Source organism: uncultured Methylobacterium sp. (assembly GCF_964251405.1).
Lineage (GTDB): Bacteria > Pseudomonadota > Alphaproteobacteria > Rhizobiales > Beijerinckiaceae > Methylobacterium.
Map to the genome: position 1 here is coordinate 6,937 of NZ_CAXUJR010000052.1, position 17,006 is coordinate 23,942.

Consider the following 17,006-nt stretch of genomic DNA (forward strand, 5'->3'; position numbering starts at 1 on the left):
GCGCAGTTCATGATGGTATGGCAGCGATACAGCCTGAAGGGGTCGTGCAGGGCGTCGAGGCGCTCGCCGGTGTTCTCGTCGCGGCTGTCGATGAGCCAGCGATAAGCCTGCAACAGGGCCGCCGGGCCGAGGAAGCGGTCGCCGTTCCACCAGTAGCTCGGGCAGGAGGTCGTGCAGCAGGCGCACAGGATGCACTCGTAGAGCCCGTCGAGGCGGGCACGATCCTCCGGCGTCTGCTTCCATTCGCCTTCCGGCGACGGCGTCTCCGTCTGCAGCCAGGGCTCGATCGACGCGTGCTGGGCGAAGAAGTTCGTCAGGTCCGGCACGAGGTCCTTGAGCACCGGCATGTGCGGCAGCGGGTAGATCCGCACCGCGCCGGTCTTCTTGCCCTTGGCGTGCTCCTGGCACTCGTCGATGCCCATGGTGCAGGCCAGCGCGTTCTGGCCCTCGATGTTCATGGCGCAGGAGCCGCAGATGCCCTCGCGGCACGAGCGGCGGAAGACGAGGGTCGAATCGATCTTGGACTTGATCCACAGGAGCGCGTCGAGAACCATCGGCCCGCAATCGTCGCGGTCGACCTGATAGACGTCGACCCGCGGGTTGGCGCCGTCATCCGGGTTCCAGCGGTAGACGCGGAATTCTTGGAGGTTGTTGGCTCCCGGCGGGCGAGGCCAGGTCTTGCCCTCGGTGAGCTGAGAGTTCTTCGGGAGGGTGAATTGGGCCATGATTCAACGTGCCTGCTTCTTCTTGCGGCTCTTGCGGTCGAGGGCGACCATAAGGTCGTTGTTCTCCTCGATGCGGAGCATGCGAATGTCCTTGAGGGACGGCGTGAACCAATTGAATTCGTCCGCCATGTCTTGAAAGATGACAATGCTTTCAACCGAAGTCAGATCTTCGTCACCGAAATAGACCGAATCCTGCCGGCACTCGGAACCAATATCCTCAAGATACTTCCTGACATCCGTGCAGGCATTGCGCCAGGATGTGTTTGGATACGGCTTTTCGAGGATCTCGGTATCGGATGCGACGGCGTACACGCGTCCATTCCCTCGTCGACGGTCATGGCCCGGTAGAGAGGATGATCGCTCCATCGCGGTGGCTCTCTCACGCTGGATATATCAATACACTCGCGCCTTCGGCTCGATATACTGGATCTCGTTGGACATCGTGTAGGTGTGCACCGGCCGGTAATCGATGCTGGTCTTCTTGGACTGATCGTCCATCCACGCCAGCGTGTGCTTCATCCATTCCTTGTCGTCGCGATCCGGGAAATCCTCGCGGGCATGCGCCCCGCGGCTCTCCTTGCGGTTGGCGGCCGATTCCATCGTCACCACCGCCTGGCCGATCAGATTGTCGAATTCCAGGGTCTCGAGCAGATCGGTGTTCCAGATGAGCGAGCGGTCCTCGATCCGGATGTCCTTGGTGCCGGCGGCGACTTTGTGGATGAGGGCCTTGCCCTCCTCGAGCACCTCGCCGGTGCGGAACACCGCGCAGTTGTTCTGCATCGTCTTCTGCATCTCGGCGCGCAACTCGGCCGTGGGCGTGCCGCCGTCGGCGTAGCGGAAGCGGTCGAGGCGCGAGAGCGCCTTGTCGGCGGAGTCCTTGGGCAGATCCATCTGGCGGCGACCCGGCTCGACGATCTCGGCGCAGCGCAGGCCGGCGGCGCGACCGAACACCACGAGGTCGATGAGCGAGTTCGAGCCCAGCCGGTTCGCACCGTGGACGGAGACGCAGGCCGCCTCCCCCAGCGCCATCAGTCCCGGCACCACGGTATCGGGGTTGCCGTTCTTCAGGGTCAGCACCTCGCCGTGATAGTTCGTGGGGATGCCGCCCATGTTGTAGTGCACGGTCGGCAGGACCGGGATCGGCTCCTTGGTGACGTCGACGCCCGCGAAGATCTTGGCGGACTCGGAGATGCCCGGCAGGCGCTGGTGCAGGATCGCCGGGTCGAGGTGGTCGAGGTGCAGGTAGATGTGGTCGGAGGTCTTGCCGACGCCGCGCCCGGCCCGGATCTCCATGGTCATCGAGCGCGAGACGACGTCGCGCGAGGCGAGATCCTTCGCGGAAGGCGCATAGCGCTCCATGAAGCGCTCGCCCTCGGAATTGGTGAGGTAGCCGCCCTCACCGCGCGCGCCCTCGGTGATGAGGCAGCCGGCACCGTAGATGCCGGTGGGGTGGAACTGCACGAACTCCATGTCCTGCAGCGGCAGGCCGGCGCGCAGAACCATGGCGTTGCCGTCGCCGGTGCAGGTATGGGCCGACGTCGCCGAGAAGTACGAGCGGCCGTAGCCGCCGGTGGCGAGGATCGTCTGCTGGGCGCGGAAGCGGTGGATCTCGCCCGACGCCTGATCGATGGCGATGACGCCGAGGCAACGGCCGTCCTCGTCCATGATGAGGTCGAGGGCGAAGTACTCGATGAAGAAGTTGGTGTTGTTCTTCACCGCCTGTCCGTAGAGCGTGTGGAGCATGGCGTGGCCGGTGCGGTCGGCGGCGGCGCAGGTGCGCTGCGCGGTGCCCTTGCCGTAATCGGTGGTCATGCCGCCGAACGGCCGCTGGTAGATCTTTCCCTCTTCGGTGCGCGAGAACGGCACGCCCCAATGCTCGAGTTCGTACACGGCCGCCGGAGCGTTGCGCACGAGGTACTCGATCGCGTCCTGGTCGCCGAGCCAGTCCGAGCCCTTCACGGTGTCGTACATGTGCCAGCGCCAGTCGTCGGGACCCATGTTGCCCAGCGACGCCGAGATGCCGCCCTGCGCCGCCACGGTGTGCGAGCGCGTCGGGAACACCTTGGTGATGCAGGCGGTGCGCAGGCCGGCCTGGGAGCACCCCACCGTCGCGCGCAGGCCCGCACCGCCCGCGCCCACGATCACCACGTCGAAGGTATGGTCGTGGATGGTGTAGGCGGGTGCGCCGTTGCCGTTGGTTCCGTTGGTGGCCATGAGCGAGATCCTCCGGGTTCGGTTTCGGTCAGGCCAGTCGAGCGAGGCTGACGCGCATGATGGCGTAGAGACAGGCGACGGCGACGACGACCGCGTAGAAGTTGTTGGCGAACAGGGCAGCGAGCTTGAGCCCCTGGTCGTGGACGTAATCCTCGATGATCACCTGCATTCCGATCCTCATGTGGAGCGTGACCGAGATCACGGCGAGGATCAGGACGAGCGCAACGGCTGGGTGCGACATCAGGGCGATCGCCTCCGGATAGGAGCGGCCGGCCATCAGGGCGATGACGACGACGAAGGCGAGCATCAAGGGCGCGTTCGCCGCCGCGGTGAGGCGCTGCATCCACCAGTGGCTGGCGCCGTGGCCGGAGGCGCCGAGCCCCTTCACCCGCGAGCGCGGGGTGCGCATGGTGACGTTCGTATTCTGACGGTTGTCGGCCATGGCGGCCTCCTCAGCGCAGGGTGAGGGCGAGCGCCCAGATCAGGACGGTCAGGATCGTCGAGCCGATCAGCGTCCCGCGCGACAGCCACAACCGCAGATCGCGGTCGAGGCCGTGGCCGAAATCCCAGACGAAGTGGCGCAGCCCCCCCAGCATGTGGTGCATCAGGATCCAGGTGTAGACGAACAGCACCGCGAGCCCGACGACCGAGCCGAAGAACCACGCGACCCACTCATACCCCGCTGGGCCGGAGGCCAGGGCGACCAGCCAGATCGCCACGAGGGCCGAGCCGGCATAGAGCGCCGTGCCGGTGATGCGGTGGAACACCGACATCGCCATGGTCCAGGTCCAGCGATAGATCTGGAGGTGTGGCGAGAGCGGCTGGGCGGTCGTGGGGCGCAGGGTCGGTGGCATCGGGGCTCTTGATCCTCGATCGGAGACGGGCGGCGTCTTAGAGGGTTTCCAAGGAGTAACGGTCCGGTGCCAACGCGCAAGACCGCGATGTGGCGCTGCGGCGATGAGATATTGCATCGCAGCAGGAGGCACCGCGGCCGACCCGTTCGCAAGGTCGGGTTCATGACAGTCGACCCAGCGCTTGCCACCACAGGTAATCGAGGGGTGCGATGAGGAGGAGGGAGACGGTACCGACGGCGGCGGTCAGTCGCGTCGCATCCCGGAGCGACACCCCGGCGAGGTGCATCGTCACGATGATCGGCGGCGCCTGATACGGCAGGAACAGGCTCGAATAGCCGATCACCTGAATCATCACGACGTCGTCGAGGGCCAGGCCCGTCGCCCGGCTCATCTCTCCCGCCAGCGCCGTGTACAGGGCCGGGGCGCCGTTGGCCGTCACGGCCACGGCCAGCAGGGCGGCGAGGCCGGTCAGGACGCCGAAATTCTGCAGCGGGGCATCGGGACGAAGCGGCGCCAGTTCGAGCAGCGCGTGGCCGAGACGGGCGCCGAGTCCGGTCTCGTTCACCGTGGCCACGAGCCCCAGCAGCGCGGCCACGTAGAAGCAGGTGCGAAGGTTCACAGCTCCGAAGGCCTCGGGGCCGAGCACCCCGATCCGCGGCATCAGGCAGATCACCGCCGCGGCCAATCCGATCCATGCCGGCGCGATGTGGTGAAGGCTGTCGGTGACCCAGAAGGCCAGGGTCAGTGCCAGGACGATCCCGAGGCGTCGCTCGGCGGCGGTGACGGGTAAGTGCGGCGCCGGCGCCTCGGTGGGCGCGGACAGCTCGTCCGGAAACAGCCACAGCGTCGCGAGGACCAGGAGGACGCCCTTGGCCAATGCCAGGACCGGCGCGTGCAGAACGAGATAGGGCAGATAGGCGATGTGGAGCCCATGCTGGACTTCCGCCGTTCCGGCCATGACGAGGTTGGGCACGTTCGCGGGGAGGACCGCCGCCGACAGGATCGGCGTCGCCACCCCCACCGCCATCGCGGCGCCCGTGCGACCCGGGCGACCGGCCACGAGCCCGAAATGATCGCACAGCACCAGCACGACGGGGATTAGCAGGGCGATCCGCCCGAGGTTCGACGGCATGACGAAGGACAACAGGAACGAGACGGCGACGAGCCCGGCGATGAAGCGGGCATAGGACCCGCCGAGCCGTCCGGAGAGGCCGCGCGCCAGCCGGTCGCCGAGGCCCGTCCGCGTGATGGCGAGGCCGACCACCAACCCGCCCAGGACCAGCCAGAAAGCCGAGGAGGCGAAGCCCGAGAAGACCGTGGCGGCAGGCGCCAGCCGCAACAGCATGGCGGCGGCGAAGAACAACAGCGCGGTGACGATCTCGGCGACGAGGCCGCTCGCCCACAAGGCCATGCAGAGGGCGAGCAGGAGGCCGGTCGCGACGACCGTTCCCTCTCCGCCGAGTAGCCCTGCTGCCTGCATGCAACGATCCTGCGCCGGTCGCTCCGTCCTGCCGCCGGCAGTTGCACGCAGATTCGAGTTGTTCGCAATGCGAAAGGCCCGGCTCCATCCTTCGCGTTTGGCGAAGGATGGAGCCGGATGTCAGAACCGACCCGGATCGAGTTTGAAGGTTGCGGGCCTCACCTCGAACCAGTCCCCGTAGAAGGGGTCTCGCGGCAGCCTCTCCCTCCAGCGCTCGTGGAAGCGGGCGAGTTCGTCCGGATCGCCCATGGGCGCCCGTTCGCGGCCCTCGCCGTGGCGCAGGCAAGCTTGTGCGCAATAGACGCTGCGCCGGCCGCCCTCCCGCAGGCGCAGGCAGAAGTCGATATCGGCGTAGCCGTCGGCCTGTTCCCCGTCGAAGCCGCCGAGGCGGTCGAATTCGTCCCGGCGCACCATCATGCAGGCGCCAGCGACCGCGAGGTAGTTGCGGTTGCTGGCGGTGCTGAAGAAGTGTCCCGGATCGTTGCCGGGATAGCCCCGCCGGATATGGTCGGGCACTCCGTCGATCACGCAGAGACCCGCATGCTCGATCCGGCCGCTTCCCGACAGGAGCTTGGCGCCGACCGCGCCGACGCCGTCGATCTGGAGGACCGACAGCATCGCCTCGATCCAGTCGGGCGTGACCACGGCGACATCGTCGTCGAGGAAGACCAATACGTCTCCGGAAGCCTCCTGCGCGCCCAGGTTCATCCTGGCTGCGCGGTTGGAGCCCGGCCATCGATCCGTGACGATGCGGGCGCCGCTGCGCTGAAGCGCCTCCAGATGACGCGCCGACACGCCGCCGTCGTCGATGACGACGATCTCGATCGCCCGGTAGGTGCTGCGGGCGCGGAGACCCTCGACGCGGGCGGCGAGTTCGGCCCTGCGCCCGCCGGCGTCGCCGGCGCGCCCCGGCGTCATCACGATCGAGACGACGGGCTCGCCCCTGATCTTGCGGCGCAGGGCAAAGCAGCCCTTGAAGCCGGCCGGCCGCACGACATCGAGCTCGCCCGTGCGCCGGGCCCGATCCTCGAGGGCGCGGATGCCGGCGGCGATGACGTAGTCCTTGTTATCCATGCTCTGGGCCGTGGAGCCGGGAATCGCGCGCCAGTGATAGAGCACCTTCGGCACGTGACGGACGTTGCGGACGCGCTCGGTGTAGCGCAGCGCGAAATCGTAGTCCTGCGCGCCGTTGCAGGCATCGCGGAAGTCCCCGACCTGCCGCGCGAGATCCATGCGGTAGAGCGCGAGGTGCGCGGTATACATGCACGCTTCGAGGGTCTCAGGCGACCAGTCCGGCTTGAAGAACGGGTCGTAACGCACGCCGTCGATGGAGATCTTGTCCTCGTCCGAGTAGATGAAGTCGACGCTGTCGTCCTCGTCGAGAACGCGGGCGAACTCGTAGAGGGCGTTGTCGGGGATGGCGTCGTCATGATCCATCAGGGTCATGTACTCGCCCGTCGCCAGGGCCATGGCGTCGTTCGTGGCCGCCGAGATCCGTCCGTTCTGGCTGCGCCGGTGCAGCTTGATCCGTGCATCGCGGGCGGCGAAGGCTTCGAGCATTGGCCAAATGTGGGGGGCCGACGAATTGTCGTCGCACAGGCACAGTTCCCAATTCTCGTAGGCCTGGGCCAGGATCGATGCGAATGCGGCCTCCAGCCAGACCTCGGGCGTCTCGTAGACCGGCATCACGATCGAGATGAGGGGGCGACGGTGGAACCGCGCGATCTCGGCTCGCATCTCCGCGATGGCCGGCCGGTTCGGCGTCTCGACGAGATCGATCCAGGCCTCGTAGGACCCCGAAGCGGGCTTCGGACGGCTGCTCCTGAAGAAGGTCCGCCAGACTTTGGCGGGTCGGTTCCTCGTCGCGTAACGCAGGGCCGCAGGCACGTAGCGGCGCCAGTGCCGCTGCTCCGGCGGCAGCGTGTCGATCATCCGCCTCGCGATCGTCCCGAGGGCGGCGGGCGTGCTCAGATGCGTGATCCGAACCGACGAGAGTGCGAAGGCGCCCGGGGCGTTCATGGGATCGAGGCGTAGGCCCATCACCCGTCGCGGCAGGCGCACGAGATTGTCGATGCCGTTGCCGCTGATCTCGAGGGGGATGGCGAGCTCTTCTCGAAATCCCCTGCCGTCATCGACATAGAGGACCGGGTTGAGCTTTGCCCGGGCGCCGCCGGCGCCATCGATGGCAGGTCGATCGTCGAGCTCATCGGGGCGAAGCGGCCGGAGATCCGCACGGATGCAGGTCCAGCCGCCGCGGTGCCGCTTCTCGCTCGCCGGCGGCAGCACCAGGAAGCTCGGATCCCGTCCCGTCGACCGCCAGCGACCGCTGCTGTCGTCGCCCGAGGTACCGCTCAAGGGCTCGAGGTGACGGGCCGGGACCAAGGTGCTCGCGACCGTCACGACGGTGGTCTCACGCGTTCCGGATCGAGGGCGGATGCGAGCATGGTCCATCTCGTGTGGATCGGACCCGGCAGCTGCAAAGTGGCTCCGTCGCTGTCGAGGTCCGAACGCCTTAAGGCGTTCTCCGACGGTTTTCCAGGCGCGCCGCCGTGTCGAGGCGGCGATCACCCGTGAAGAACCAATCACACGGCTGCGTTTGCGGGATACGATCCGCGTGCCCTACCGGCTGCCCGGCCCCTTCGCGAGGCCGGCAAGCGTGAACAGGTCCACCGAGAGCTTGGCCCCGACGACGAACGCGTCGGGAATGTTCTTGGGGTAGTAGGGAAAGCGCGTCTGGTCCGGGTTGACGATGTATTGGAGGTTTGGCGTTAGGCGGATCGCGGGTGTTACCTGGATGCCGTAATTCAGCTCCATCATGATCTGCTGCGTCGGGATCGATCGGTTCCGGTAGATCGACGGGGCGGGACCTTGCGTCTCACGCCCAGAGCCACTTGAAGGGCGCGATCCCGTCCGCACTTGCACGTTCCGCGCTTGCGCGACCCGCCTCTCCGACCAACCGCGATAGGACGCCGAGCAGCCCGTGACGACGACCTCCGAGTGGCGGGATGCCCGGAATGAGCAGGCTCGGGCCCGACTCCAGCGCGCCCTGCCGCCGATCTTTCCGGCTCCCGTCCTGCAGCACGCCCTATCGCGGCCGCTGATCCCGCCGACGCCGCGCCTCGCCGTCGAGAGCTACTGGCGGTCGCACATTCTCCGGGCCGACCGGCTCGCGCGGGCCCTGGCGGCCCGTTCAGGGCAGCCGGAGGGATGGATCTGGCGCCTCGGCGTCGAGAAGGGCTCGGGTCTCGCCTCGACCTTCCGGATGCCGCCGTCGCCCTATCGCGAGCCGGAGCATGCGCGCGGTCGCGGGCTTTGCTGCATCTGCGGCCAGCCGGTCTACCGCCTGGGCTGGCACAGCGATCTGTGGGGCAACGGTACGCCGAACCGGAATGCCAGCTGGCATTCGGCCTGCGTCGCGGCGTGGAAGCTGTGGGTCGCGCCGAGCGACGGGGTGAAGATCCTGAAGACACGCCAGCGCCACCGCTGCGCCTCGTCCGGCAAGCGCCTGTTCAAGACGGCGGAAGTCGATCACAGGGTGCCCCTCTATCGCGTCTGGCGCGAGCACCGCGGCGAGCCTTGGCCGGTCTTGCTCGGCTATTGGGGTTCCCCCAACCTTCAGGTCGTCAACCGGGTCGTCCATGTCGCGAAATGCGGAGAGGAGGCCAGAGAACGGTCGCGGCTCCGGCAGGCTGCCGCGACGGACGAATGCGACCCCTGATCCCAGGCTTCGTATCGGCCATCATCCGCTGCCCGGCCCGGGATTGATCCGCATACGACGATCCCTGCGCGCCAGGCCCATCCCGGACACGACCGACCTGGCCGATTTCGGCTCTCGGAAAGGATTTCGCGTTTCCGTAAGGCAAGCATCCCGGTCGCATCGTCGCAGTGAATTCGTCCGCTTGAATCCCCATATCAAGGACTCATCGGAACGGGGCGACATGGCGAACGCAGCATCTTATGAGATCGAGGTCCTGAGCTACAGCTCGACCTGCATCATTTGGCTCGGAGACATTAAGGCAGCACTTCTCTTTCCTCCGGTTCACGAGGGCGGAGCTTACCAACTCTATCCGCATCCTGGAACCTATCCGACGCTAAGCTTCGAGGGACTGCCTGCGCCGTTGCGGCCGGAGTTCATGTCGTTCCCGGATCTCGGCGCGGTGCGGGCGTTCCTCGGCATGCAGTCGAAGGCCGAGGAACGCGGGCCGGAGAGCTTGGCGGCCTAGGGCGTCGTCATCCCCGGCGCATTTCGGCCTCGAGCCACTCCCGCAGCTTCGTCCATCGTCGGCGGCCCTGGTCGCCGCGCACCGCCATCGCGAGGGCCTTGCGCTGCCCGATCAGCACCACGAGCCGCTTGCCGCGCGTCACCCCCGTGTAGAGCAGGTTGCGCGCCAGCATGGCGAAATGCTGTGTGACGATCGGGATCACGACGGCCGGGTACTCCGACCCCTGGCTCTTGTGGATGGTGGTCGCGAAGGCGGGGACCAATGTGTCGAGCTCGCCGAAGGGATAGATCACTTCCCTCCCCTCGAAGGTCACGATTACCGCAGCCTCGTCCTGGTCGATCTCCGTCACCAGGCCGAGATCGCCGTTGAAGACGTCGCGGTCGTAGTCGTTCTGCGTCTCCATCACGCGGTCGCCCGGCGCGAAGCGCCAGCCGAACCGCTCGACCTGCACCGGCGGGTTCGGGTTGAGGACGCGCTGAAGCTCGTGGTTGAGGTTGCGGCTGCCCAGCGAGCCGCGCAGCATCGGCGTGAGAACCTGGACGTCGCGCAAGGGATCGAGACCGAAGCGCTGCGGGATGCGCTTCGCGACCACCTCGACGAGCTGAGCCACGGCGAGATCGGGATCGTCGACCTCGATCAGGTAGAAGTCGGCCGTCTCGCCGGGGGCGGGCTGTTCCGGCATCCGGCCCTGGTTGATCCGATGCGCGTTGACGATGATCTGGCTCTCGGCCGCCTGCCGGAAGACCTCCGTCAGCCGGGCCACCGGAATGCAGCCCGATGCGATCACATCCGCCAGGACCTGCCCCGGGCCGACGGACGGCAACTGGTCGACGTCGCCGACGAGGAGGAGGCCGGCGCGGGCGGGCACGGCCTTCAGCAGCGCGTTCATCAGCGGCACGTCGATCATCGAGCCTTCGTCGATGACGAGGAGGTCGCAATCGAGGGGGTTCTCCTCGTTGCGCGAGAACCCGCCATGCCGCGGGTCGATCTCGAGCAGCCGGTGAATGGTCTTCGCCTCGAGGCCGGTCTGCTCGGTCATGCGCTTGGCGGCCCGGCCCGTCGGGGCGGCCAGGAGCACCCGCATGCCCTTGGCCGTCAGGATACGCAGCAGCGAGTCGAGGGTACTGGTCTTGCCGACTCCCGGCCCCCCGGTGATGACGCTGAGCTTGGCGCCGAGCATGAGCCGGATCGCCTTGGCCTGAGAAGCCGAGAGCGTCTTGCCGGTCTTCTCCTCGACCCAGGGGAGCGCCTTGCCGAGATCGATCACGGGCCAGGGTGGGGCACCGGCGGCACGCTCGATCAGACGCTCGGCGATCATGCGCTCGCAGGCGTGCAGGCCCTTCAGGAAGAGGCAGGTCTCGCCGCCGATCGTGTCGGCGGTCACGTCCTCGCCGCGCAGTTCCAGAACGAGCGCGAGCCGGATCAGGTCCGCCTCGACGTCGAGGAGCCTCTGGGCCAGCACCACGAGGCGCTCGGTGGGGAGCCCGCAATGGCCCTCGTCCATGGCAGTCTGAAGCGCGAAGGTCACGCCGGCCCGCAGGCGCTGCGGCGCCGCCCTCCCGAGTCCGAGCTTGAGCGCGATGGCGTCCGCGGTCCGGAAGCCGATGCCGCGGATGTCGCGCGCGAGCCGGTAGGGGTCCTCGGTCATGACCCTGATGGCATCCTGCCCGTAGGTCCTGAAGATCCGCACCGCCCGGGCCGTCCCGACGCCCTGCGCGTGCAGGAAGATCATGATCTCCCGCACCGCCTTCTGCTCGGCCCAGCCCGCGACGATGCGCCGGGCACGCTTGGGACCGATGCCGCCGACCTCGACGAGGCGCCGCGGTTCGGCCTCGATGACCTCGAACGTGGTCTCCCCGAACGCCGCGACGATGCGCTTGGCCATGGCGGGGCCGATGCCGCGCATGTGCCCGGATGCGAGGTATCGCTCGATCCCCTCCACGCCCGTCGGCGGCGTCACCGCGAGGGTCTCGGCCTTGAACTGCAGCCCGTGCTGGCGGTCCGTGAACCACAGGCCCGTGGCGGTGATCCATTCGCCCGCCCCGATCGCCGGCGCATGCCCGACCACCGGCACGAGGTCGCGCCGGCCGCGGACATGAACCTTCAGGACGCAGAAGCCGGTCTCGGCGTTGTGGAAGGTGACGCGCTCGACCGTGCCGGCCAGGACCTCGGTCGGGTTCCGCGCGTCGAACTCGCCGGCACGGACCATGCTGTTCATGGGGTCGCTAGGATTCCATCATCACGCGGCGCGGCGCCCCGGCTTCTTCGGGGGCCAACCGAGGGCGACGAGGCGTGCCTTGGCGTAGTCCCTCACCTCGTCGCGGGTGCCGGGCGGCATCTGGCTCAAGGTCCGTTGCGTCTCGGTGTCGAGCATAAGGTCCGTCACCGCGTCGATGCTCGTCATCTCGTCGATGCGCCGCTTCAGGTCGCCCTCGGCTTCCGTCACCTCGTCGAAGGGGTCGGGATCGTCGACCTCGTCCTCGACCGCGTGGATCGCGGCCGGATGCCCCTGGCGGAACTCGTCGGCCTCCTCCTCCGAGTAGACGAGGCCGTGGAGTTCGATGAGCTTGAGGATGACACGGTCCTTGGCGCGCTTCTCCGCCATGGCGTAGACGTAGGCCGCCTGCTTGCCCGAGACCCGATAGTTCACGTTGACGAGGGCTTCGCCGATCGACCACTCGACCCGCTCGGTCCCGGGCTTGGCGCCGGTCAGCCGGCCCGTCACCAGGATCACGGCCTCGTCGCGCTCGCAGCGCACCAGCGTCGGTGCGTCGAAGGCGATGCCAGCATGCGCGGCGATGCGCTCCAGGGTCTTGTGGTAGATGACGGCCGTTCCCTGCACCCGCCAGACGTTGCCGCCGAAGGGCTCGCCGTAGCGCAGGAGGACGTCGGCGATCTGCTTGTCGGCTGTTCTCATATCCGGCTCGTACGAAGGTCGGACCCATGATGACGGACGCCCCGACAGGGCATCGGCGATCACCATCGTTCCTCGTTTGTTCTAGGTCGATATAGGTGTTTCGCGCGTCATCCACAAGAACGTCGCGCCCAGGGATTGACGGCATTCGCGGGCGGCCGGGCGTCAAGCCAGGCCGCTCGCCGCCCTCGTCATCGACCGCATTGGCCTGATCCGTCGCTCCGAGCGCTCCTCCGGCAACCGGGTGCAGGAGGCGCCGGAGATCTCCTCCGGCTTGAAGGGGATGGCCAAGGAACTCGGCATCCCCGTCATCGGTCTGTCCGAGCTCAACCGCAAGGTGGAGAAGCGGCCGGACGAGCGGCTCCTACCGCACCGACGTCAACAGCGGTGCCGTCGCCATCGCGAAAGCGAACAGCGTGATGATCATTCGTCGAAGTTGAATGGAGTTGATCATGAGTGCCTCCCTTGCGGCTTTGTTCAGCCTGCAGCAAGGGCGGTCGTACTAAGAGCATATTACCTACAGATTTCGAGGATTGGTGAACCGTGTCTTCACCATGTCGGCGCCCCCGGTCGAAGCTTACCGCTGGTCCCTGTCGGGCAGAGTCGGCCCTTTGCCAGCCTTGATGAACTTCCCGACGGCAATGCCGAACGGGACCGAGAGCACGAGCCATCGGGCGAGGATTCTCAGCATGTCAGATTTCTCCAGAAACTGTCGATGAACGGCATTTGTGCTTGCCCAACGGTGAATGGCATGCAGTATACCAGTGCTCTTCCCAGGGCACTTCATCATGCATCCCTTGCCCCGCGACTTCACCGTCGCGGGGTTTTCTATGACTTAAAGGTACCGAGCCCGGCAGCGATCACGGCTTGCCTATCATCCGAGCACAAGGTGGGTAAGGATGACAAGGACGGCGCCAGTGACGGCAAAGCCGAGCAAGGTTATGCTGCTGACCTGATCGACCTTGTCAACGGTGTTGCCCACGCGGTGGGCCGGGTCCATCGACGTGCTCTCAACCCCAGCCTTCATCGAGTCGGCGTTGACTACATCGTTCGTGGTCGGGATGGTGCTCGGATAGCTGCGTGCCGTCATGGAGACCTCCTGTGCGTTCAGCAGGTCAACTCCACGCGTCGTCATTGGAGGCATCGGTCAGGGTGCGACTCGGTGTACTCCACCGTGCGAACGAAGTCAGTCGCAGCCAGTGACGCAAAACCTTCACGAACGGGCGACACCGAGTTCGAGCAATGGGCTGCAGAAGTGCGCGCAGCGCAGGCCAAGCGGGATCAGGAATGGGCTGAACAGCGGCAGCGCGAAGTGCCCAGCCATGACTGAGGTGCCCCATTGCGTCATCCCGGTTGCCTCATCCCGTTTGACCGCCGCGAGGTCCTGACCCTGCAGCAGGCCGCCGGCATCGCAAGTCGCAGCGCTGAGACGATCCGTCGGTGGTGCGAGGCTGAAGGCATCTGTCGCCGGATCGGCGGTCGCTAGCCTGTCTCGCATCCAGCGCTCCCGATGTGGCTCGATGCCGACGCTGCCGCGCTGACCGCCTCCCTGACAGGCAATCGATCGGAGCGACGTGTCGCAGATTACTTTGGCCGGTCCGGGCTGATGTGAGAACGAAGATCGTCCCGATCTACTCGACCTGGTATCTGCCTCGCCATCTGCGGCGCTTCAGATGAGTGCCGAGTTCCGGCAGATGCGATGGCAGGAGCTCTTGCACCTCGGCTGCCACGGGGGCGCTGGGCGCCAGCTTGTAGCCCTTTTGCTTCCGGTGGGCGCTCGGCTTCCATCCTGCAGCGAGCGAGAAGCCAGTAAACATTAGCAGGCAGAGCAGGCCTTTCGCTACCCCTTCCCAGGAGGGCGCCGGCTCAGTCATCATCAGGATCGCACCACCAAGCGCGAAGGTCGCCGCGATGGTTCGCGAGAGATTGAATCCAGCCATCACCAGATCACCCTCGACTGAAGCGGTTGCCGATTGATGAAGGTGATTTGTCTCTTCTGATCTGTCGGACCATTTCGCACAAAACCCAGACTCCACGAACCTGTGCAGGTGTCCGTACTGCTCGGCCTCGGTCCGGCACTGTGCCGCGGCCCGCATTCTTGCAGACGGGGTCCGATCCAGCGCAGTGCCAGCCCAGATCCTCGCTGCAGCATCATAAAACTACAGCGCTTTAGCTTTATAGCATGACAACGCTTTAGCGCTTTAGCGCTGCGGTATCAGGGCTTCCGACGTCCCAAGACATCCTGGCCATCCTCGACGCGCGGTGCCGCGCCAGCCCCGTCCGGCTCGGCCTCCTGCCTCAGAATGTCTTCGGTGAGGGACTTGTCAGGTGCCGACGCCGCCCAGGCGAGGCGGACGCAGGCGTCGAACTGGCTAAGCGCCTTGGTCTCCGAAACGGTGAGGACCGGGGCGCCGGGTTGCCGGCGGGCCTCCAGGCCTTTGAGCTAGGTTCACGCGCGTCGTGGCCGGCGAACCGTGTCCGACCGCGATCACCAGAGGGTCCTTGGTTTGGTCGAAAGCCCGGTTCCAACCCAGGGCGCCCGCGCCGTCCCGGTACCGTCGCCATTGGCGAACGATCTGATCCACGGTCTTGCCAAGCGCGCTGGTCAGACTGTCCGGGATCGAAACGATGTTCTTGGCCTGACCAGAGATCGCCCCGTCATCAGAGGTCGTTGCATTGGCATCGTCTAACGGTGCTTCGGTCTCCATGCGGATCGACGTGATCGTCGCATTGCCGAGCTGAAGCCGTGGATCGATCGGCGTCTCCGTCAGCATCAACATCCCGAACAAGCCACCGGGACTTTGCTGGAAATTGACCTCGAGGCGGTAGCCTTGCCGCCACCCGTCCCGAGGTGCGCGGCGACCTGGACTTTGGCTTCGAAGGCTTGGTTTTCGACACGACTGACGAATGTAAAAAGCGACCGGCGGTAGCGGAACAGCCAAGGTCGGGATCACCTGTGGATGCAGTGACCCGGCAGCTTCGCCCGGTAAGCTTACCGGACATGGCAGGCTGGATGCCCGCTTCCCGCTTTCGAACGACCGTCCGCTCGTGGCGCGCGCCGGAAATAGCTTACGATGGTACAGGCTCGTAAAAGACAGGTTTCCGTCCAAAGTGAAGCCGATGGTTTTACTACGCAGGTAGGACGACCACCTTCGTCTTGACAGGCGTTCGTGCGTAGAGGTGGATCATGTCCTGGGTGAGCAGGCCAACGCAGCCGCTCGTGATGCCCGAGCCGATCGTGTCGGGATCGCTGCTGGCGTAGATCGTGTAGAGCGTATAGGCGCCGTTCTGGTAGAGATGGAGAGTACGGGCGCCAAGCGGGTTGTCGAGGCCGCCCGGCATGCCGCGGGCGTATTTGGCGGCCTCAGGCTGACGCCGAATCATCTCCTTGGGTGGTGTCCAGGTCGCCCACTCCGACTTGCGGCCGACATAGGCGTCGCCACTCCACAAAAATCCGTCGCGGCCGACATTGGCACCGTAACGGGTAGCGGCCCCGTCGCTCTCGATGCGGTAGACATGGAAGTTGGCGGGATCGACGATGATCGTGCCGGGCGCTTCCTTGGATTCGTACCGGACCGTCCGGCGATAATATTTTGGATCGACCTTGCTGACATCCGCCGCCGGGATCGGGAACCTCTCGTCCGGCATCGGGCCGTAGAGCTTTGCCGCCTCGGCGAGGATCATGCCGTCGGATGTCGCGCACCCGGCCAGCCCAAGCGCACCGAAACCCGCCGCCGAGCCGGCCAGGAACGACCGTCGGCTGAGAAGGCCTGCCCGCTGCCCGAGCGGGACGCTCCGGTCCACCTCGCCGGTATCGGCGATCCATCGGTCCATGATCATGCGTCTGGACTTCCCATGTCCTGCAGCCCGATAGAAGAACGGTCCGGCCTGCAATGTTTAAGCATATTGCTAAGCTGAGATTCACAACGCTTAGCTCGGTTTGCAAGCTCGACTTTTGCGTCGGGAGTGTGGCCGAACCCTCTCGACGTCGGAGATTGGCCGTAAACAGCTACTTCTTGCCCTTGCGGCGGACGGCCACTCAAGAACAGCGCGCCAAATCCTGCTTGTGGCCTGCAGCCTGACTGAGACGATCCGAGAGACGCTGGCGACTTGGCTCGATCTGCGGGGCGCGCGCGCAGGCAAGTGGCTATTCCCGAACCGCAGTCGTCCGGGCGAATATCTGACGACGCGTCAGTACGGCCGGCGCGTCGATGATTGGGTGGGCTGATCGGCCTCGACCCGGCTGGGTACGACACGCGCAGCTTGCGACGGACGAAGATCGTGCTGATCTACCGGCGGCCGAGCAACCTTCGCGCCTGCCAGCTGCTGCTCGGCCGCCTCAAGCTTGAGAGCACGGTGCGCTACCTCGGCGTTGAGGCGAACGATGCGCTGGTGATGTCGGAGCAAACCGACATCACCAGCGCATCGGGGCGGCCGCTTGGGTCGCCGCACTAAACATCACTTGTCCGAGATGGCTGGAATGCAGACCCTGCGCCGTCTTTCCTGAACCCTTCTGCGCTGATAGGATTGGAGAAGTAAGCGTATCTGCTGTTCCGATGGTTGCTCCCTATGCTTGTCTATACAAATTTCGCAAGC

General features: G+C 66.1%; 17 protein-coding genes and 1 pseudogene. 4 read left to right on the forward strand and 14 right to left on the reverse strand.

Annotated elements, in window-relative coordinates; genetic code table 11:
- From ACFE7U_RS10970 to ACFE7U_RS11005, 8 genes are all read right to left on the reverse strand, one after another.
- A partial coding sequence (locus ACFE7U_RS10970; RefSeq protein ID WP_375409760.1) for a succinate dehydrogenase iron-sulfur subunit occupies positions 1 to 725 on the reverse strand: 725 nt, incomplete at its 3' end.
- Positions 726 to 728: 3 nt separating this feature from the next.
- Positions 729 to 1,037, reverse strand: a complete 309-nt coding sequence (locus ACFE7U_RS10975) for a virulence factor (protein WP_375409761.1) — start codon at positions 1,035 to 1,037, stop codon at positions 729 to 731.
- Between the two features lie 81 nt (positions 1,038 to 1,118).
- Positions 1,119 to 2,939, reverse strand: coding sequence for a succinate dehydrogenase flavoprotein subunit (sdhA, locus tag ACFE7U_RS10980; protein WP_375409762.1), 1,821 nt, complete (start codon positions 2,937 to 2,939; stop codon positions 1,119 to 1,121).
- A gap of 28 nt (positions 2,940 to 2,967) precedes the next feature.
- Positions 2,968 to 3,381 (reverse strand): succinate dehydrogenase, hydrophobic membrane anchor protein, encoded by a 414-nt coding sequence (sdhD, locus tag ACFE7U_RS10985; protein ID WP_375409763.1) that lies wholly within the window; start codon positions 3,379 to 3,381, stop codon positions 2,968 to 2,970.
- Between the two features lie 10 nt (positions 3,382 to 3,391).
- On the reverse strand, positions 3,392 to 3,793 hold the full coding sequence (gene sdhC, locus ACFE7U_RS10990) for a succinate dehydrogenase, cytochrome b556 subunit (RefSeq protein WP_375409764.1): 402 nt from the start codon (positions 3,791 to 3,793) through the stop codon (positions 3,392 to 3,394).
- A gap of 160 nt (positions 3,794 to 3,953) precedes the next feature.
- Positions 3,954 to 5,273 (reverse strand): SLC13 family permease, encoded by a 1,320-nt coding sequence (locus tag ACFE7U_RS10995; RefSeq protein ID WP_375409765.1) that lies wholly within the window; start codon positions 5,271 to 5,273, stop codon positions 3,954 to 3,956.
- Positions 5,274 to 5,393: 120 nt separating this feature from the next.
- On the reverse strand, positions 5,394 to 7,673 hold the full coding sequence (locus ACFE7U_RS11000; protein ID WP_375409766.1) for a glycosyltransferase: 2,280 nt from the start codon (positions 7,671 to 7,673) through the stop codon (positions 5,394 to 5,396).
- A 219-nt stretch (positions 7,674 to 7,892) separates the two neighbouring features.
- Positions 7,893 to 8,195: a carbohydrate porin gene (locus ACFE7U_RS11005; protein WP_375409767.1), complete on the reverse strand. Its 303-nt coding sequence runs from the start codon at positions 8,193 to 8,195 to the stop codon at positions 7,893 to 7,895.
- A 58-nt stretch (positions 8,196 to 8,253) separates the two neighbouring features.
- Between ACFE7U_RS11005 and ACFE7U_RS11010 the strand changes: the two genes are divergently transcribed.
- Both ACFE7U_RS11010 and ACFE7U_RS11015 read left to right on the forward strand, forming a co-directional pair.
- Positions 8,254 to 8,991, forward strand: coding sequence for a hypothetical protein (locus ACFE7U_RS11010; RefSeq protein ID WP_375409768.1), 738 nt, complete (start codon positions 8,254 to 8,256; stop codon positions 8,989 to 8,991).
- 220 nt (positions 8,992 to 9,211) lie between these two features.
- Entirely contained in the window at positions 9,212 to 9,496 is a 285-nt protein-coding gene (locus ACFE7U_RS11015) for a hypothetical protein (protein WP_375409769.1), read from the forward strand.
- Between the two features lie 7 nt (positions 9,497 to 9,503).
- Here ACFE7U_RS11015 and ACFE7U_RS11020 read toward each other — a convergent pair whose 3' ends face one another.
- Both ACFE7U_RS11020 and ACFE7U_RS11025 read right to left on the reverse strand, forming a co-directional pair.
- Positions 9,504 to 11,714 carry an ATP-dependent RecD-like DNA helicase gene (locus ACFE7U_RS11020; protein WP_375409770.1) on the reverse strand — a complete coding sequence of 737 codons (2,211 nt, stop codon included), beginning with the start codon at positions 11,712 to 11,714 and terminating at the stop codon, positions 9,504 to 9,506.
- A 21-nt stretch (positions 11,715 to 11,735) separates the two neighbouring features.
- On the reverse strand, positions 11,736 to 12,413 hold the full coding sequence (locus ACFE7U_RS11025) for a trna delta -isopentenylpyrophosphate transferase (RefSeq protein ID WP_375409771.1): 678 nt from the start codon (positions 12,411 to 12,413) through the stop codon (positions 11,736 to 11,738).
- A gap of 178 nt (positions 12,414 to 12,591) precedes the next feature.
- On the opposite strand from ACFE7U_RS11025, the pseudogene ACFE7U_RS11030 reads away from it, so the two are divergent.
- Positions 12,592 to 12,759 (forward strand): annotated as a pseudogene (locus tag ACFE7U_RS11030) (DnaB-like helicase C-terminal domain-containing protein); the annotation flags it as partial.
- A 525-nt stretch (positions 12,760 to 13,284) separates the two neighbouring features.
- Here the strand turns inward: ACFE7U_RS11030 and ACFE7U_RS11035 are convergent.
- The 4 genes from ACFE7U_RS11035 to ACFE7U_RS11050 all read right to left on the reverse strand — a co-directional run bounded on the left by ACFE7U_RS11035 (position 13,285) and on the right by ACFE7U_RS11050 (position 16,244).
- The gene (locus ACFE7U_RS11035; protein WP_375409772.1) at positions 13,285 to 13,500 is read right to left on the reverse strand and encodes a hypothetical protein; all 216 of its coding nucleotides are present in this window, start codon (positions 13,498 to 13,500) and stop codon (positions 13,285 to 13,287) included.
- Positions 13,501 to 14,041: 541 nt separating this feature from the next.
- The gene (locus tag ACFE7U_RS11040; protein WP_375409773.1) at positions 14,042 to 14,350 is read right to left on the reverse strand and encodes a hypothetical protein; all 309 of its coding nucleotides are present in this window, start codon (positions 14,348 to 14,350) and stop codon (positions 14,042 to 14,044) included.
- A 432-nt stretch (positions 14,351 to 14,782) separates the two neighbouring features.
- Complete coding sequence (locus ACFE7U_RS11045) at positions 14,783 to 15,184, reverse strand: hypothetical protein (RefSeq protein ID WP_375409774.1); 402 nt, start codon at positions 15,182 to 15,184, stop codon at positions 14,783 to 14,785.
- A 355-nt stretch (positions 15,185 to 15,539) separates the two neighbouring features.
- The gene (locus ACFE7U_RS11050; protein WP_375409777.1) at positions 15,540 to 16,244 is read right to left on the reverse strand and encodes a L,D-transpeptidase family protein; all 705 of its coding nucleotides are present in this window, start codon (positions 16,242 to 16,244) and stop codon (positions 15,540 to 15,542) included.
- Positions 16,245 to 16,625: 381 nt separating this feature from the next.
- Between ACFE7U_RS11050 and ACFE7U_RS11055 the strand changes: the two genes are divergently transcribed.
- Positions 16,626 to 16,865: an integrase gene (locus ACFE7U_RS11055; protein ID WP_375409775.1), complete on the forward strand. Its 240-nt coding sequence runs from the start codon at positions 16,626 to 16,628 to the stop codon at positions 16,863 to 16,865.
- Positions 16,866 to 17,006 lie beyond the last annotated feature (141 nt).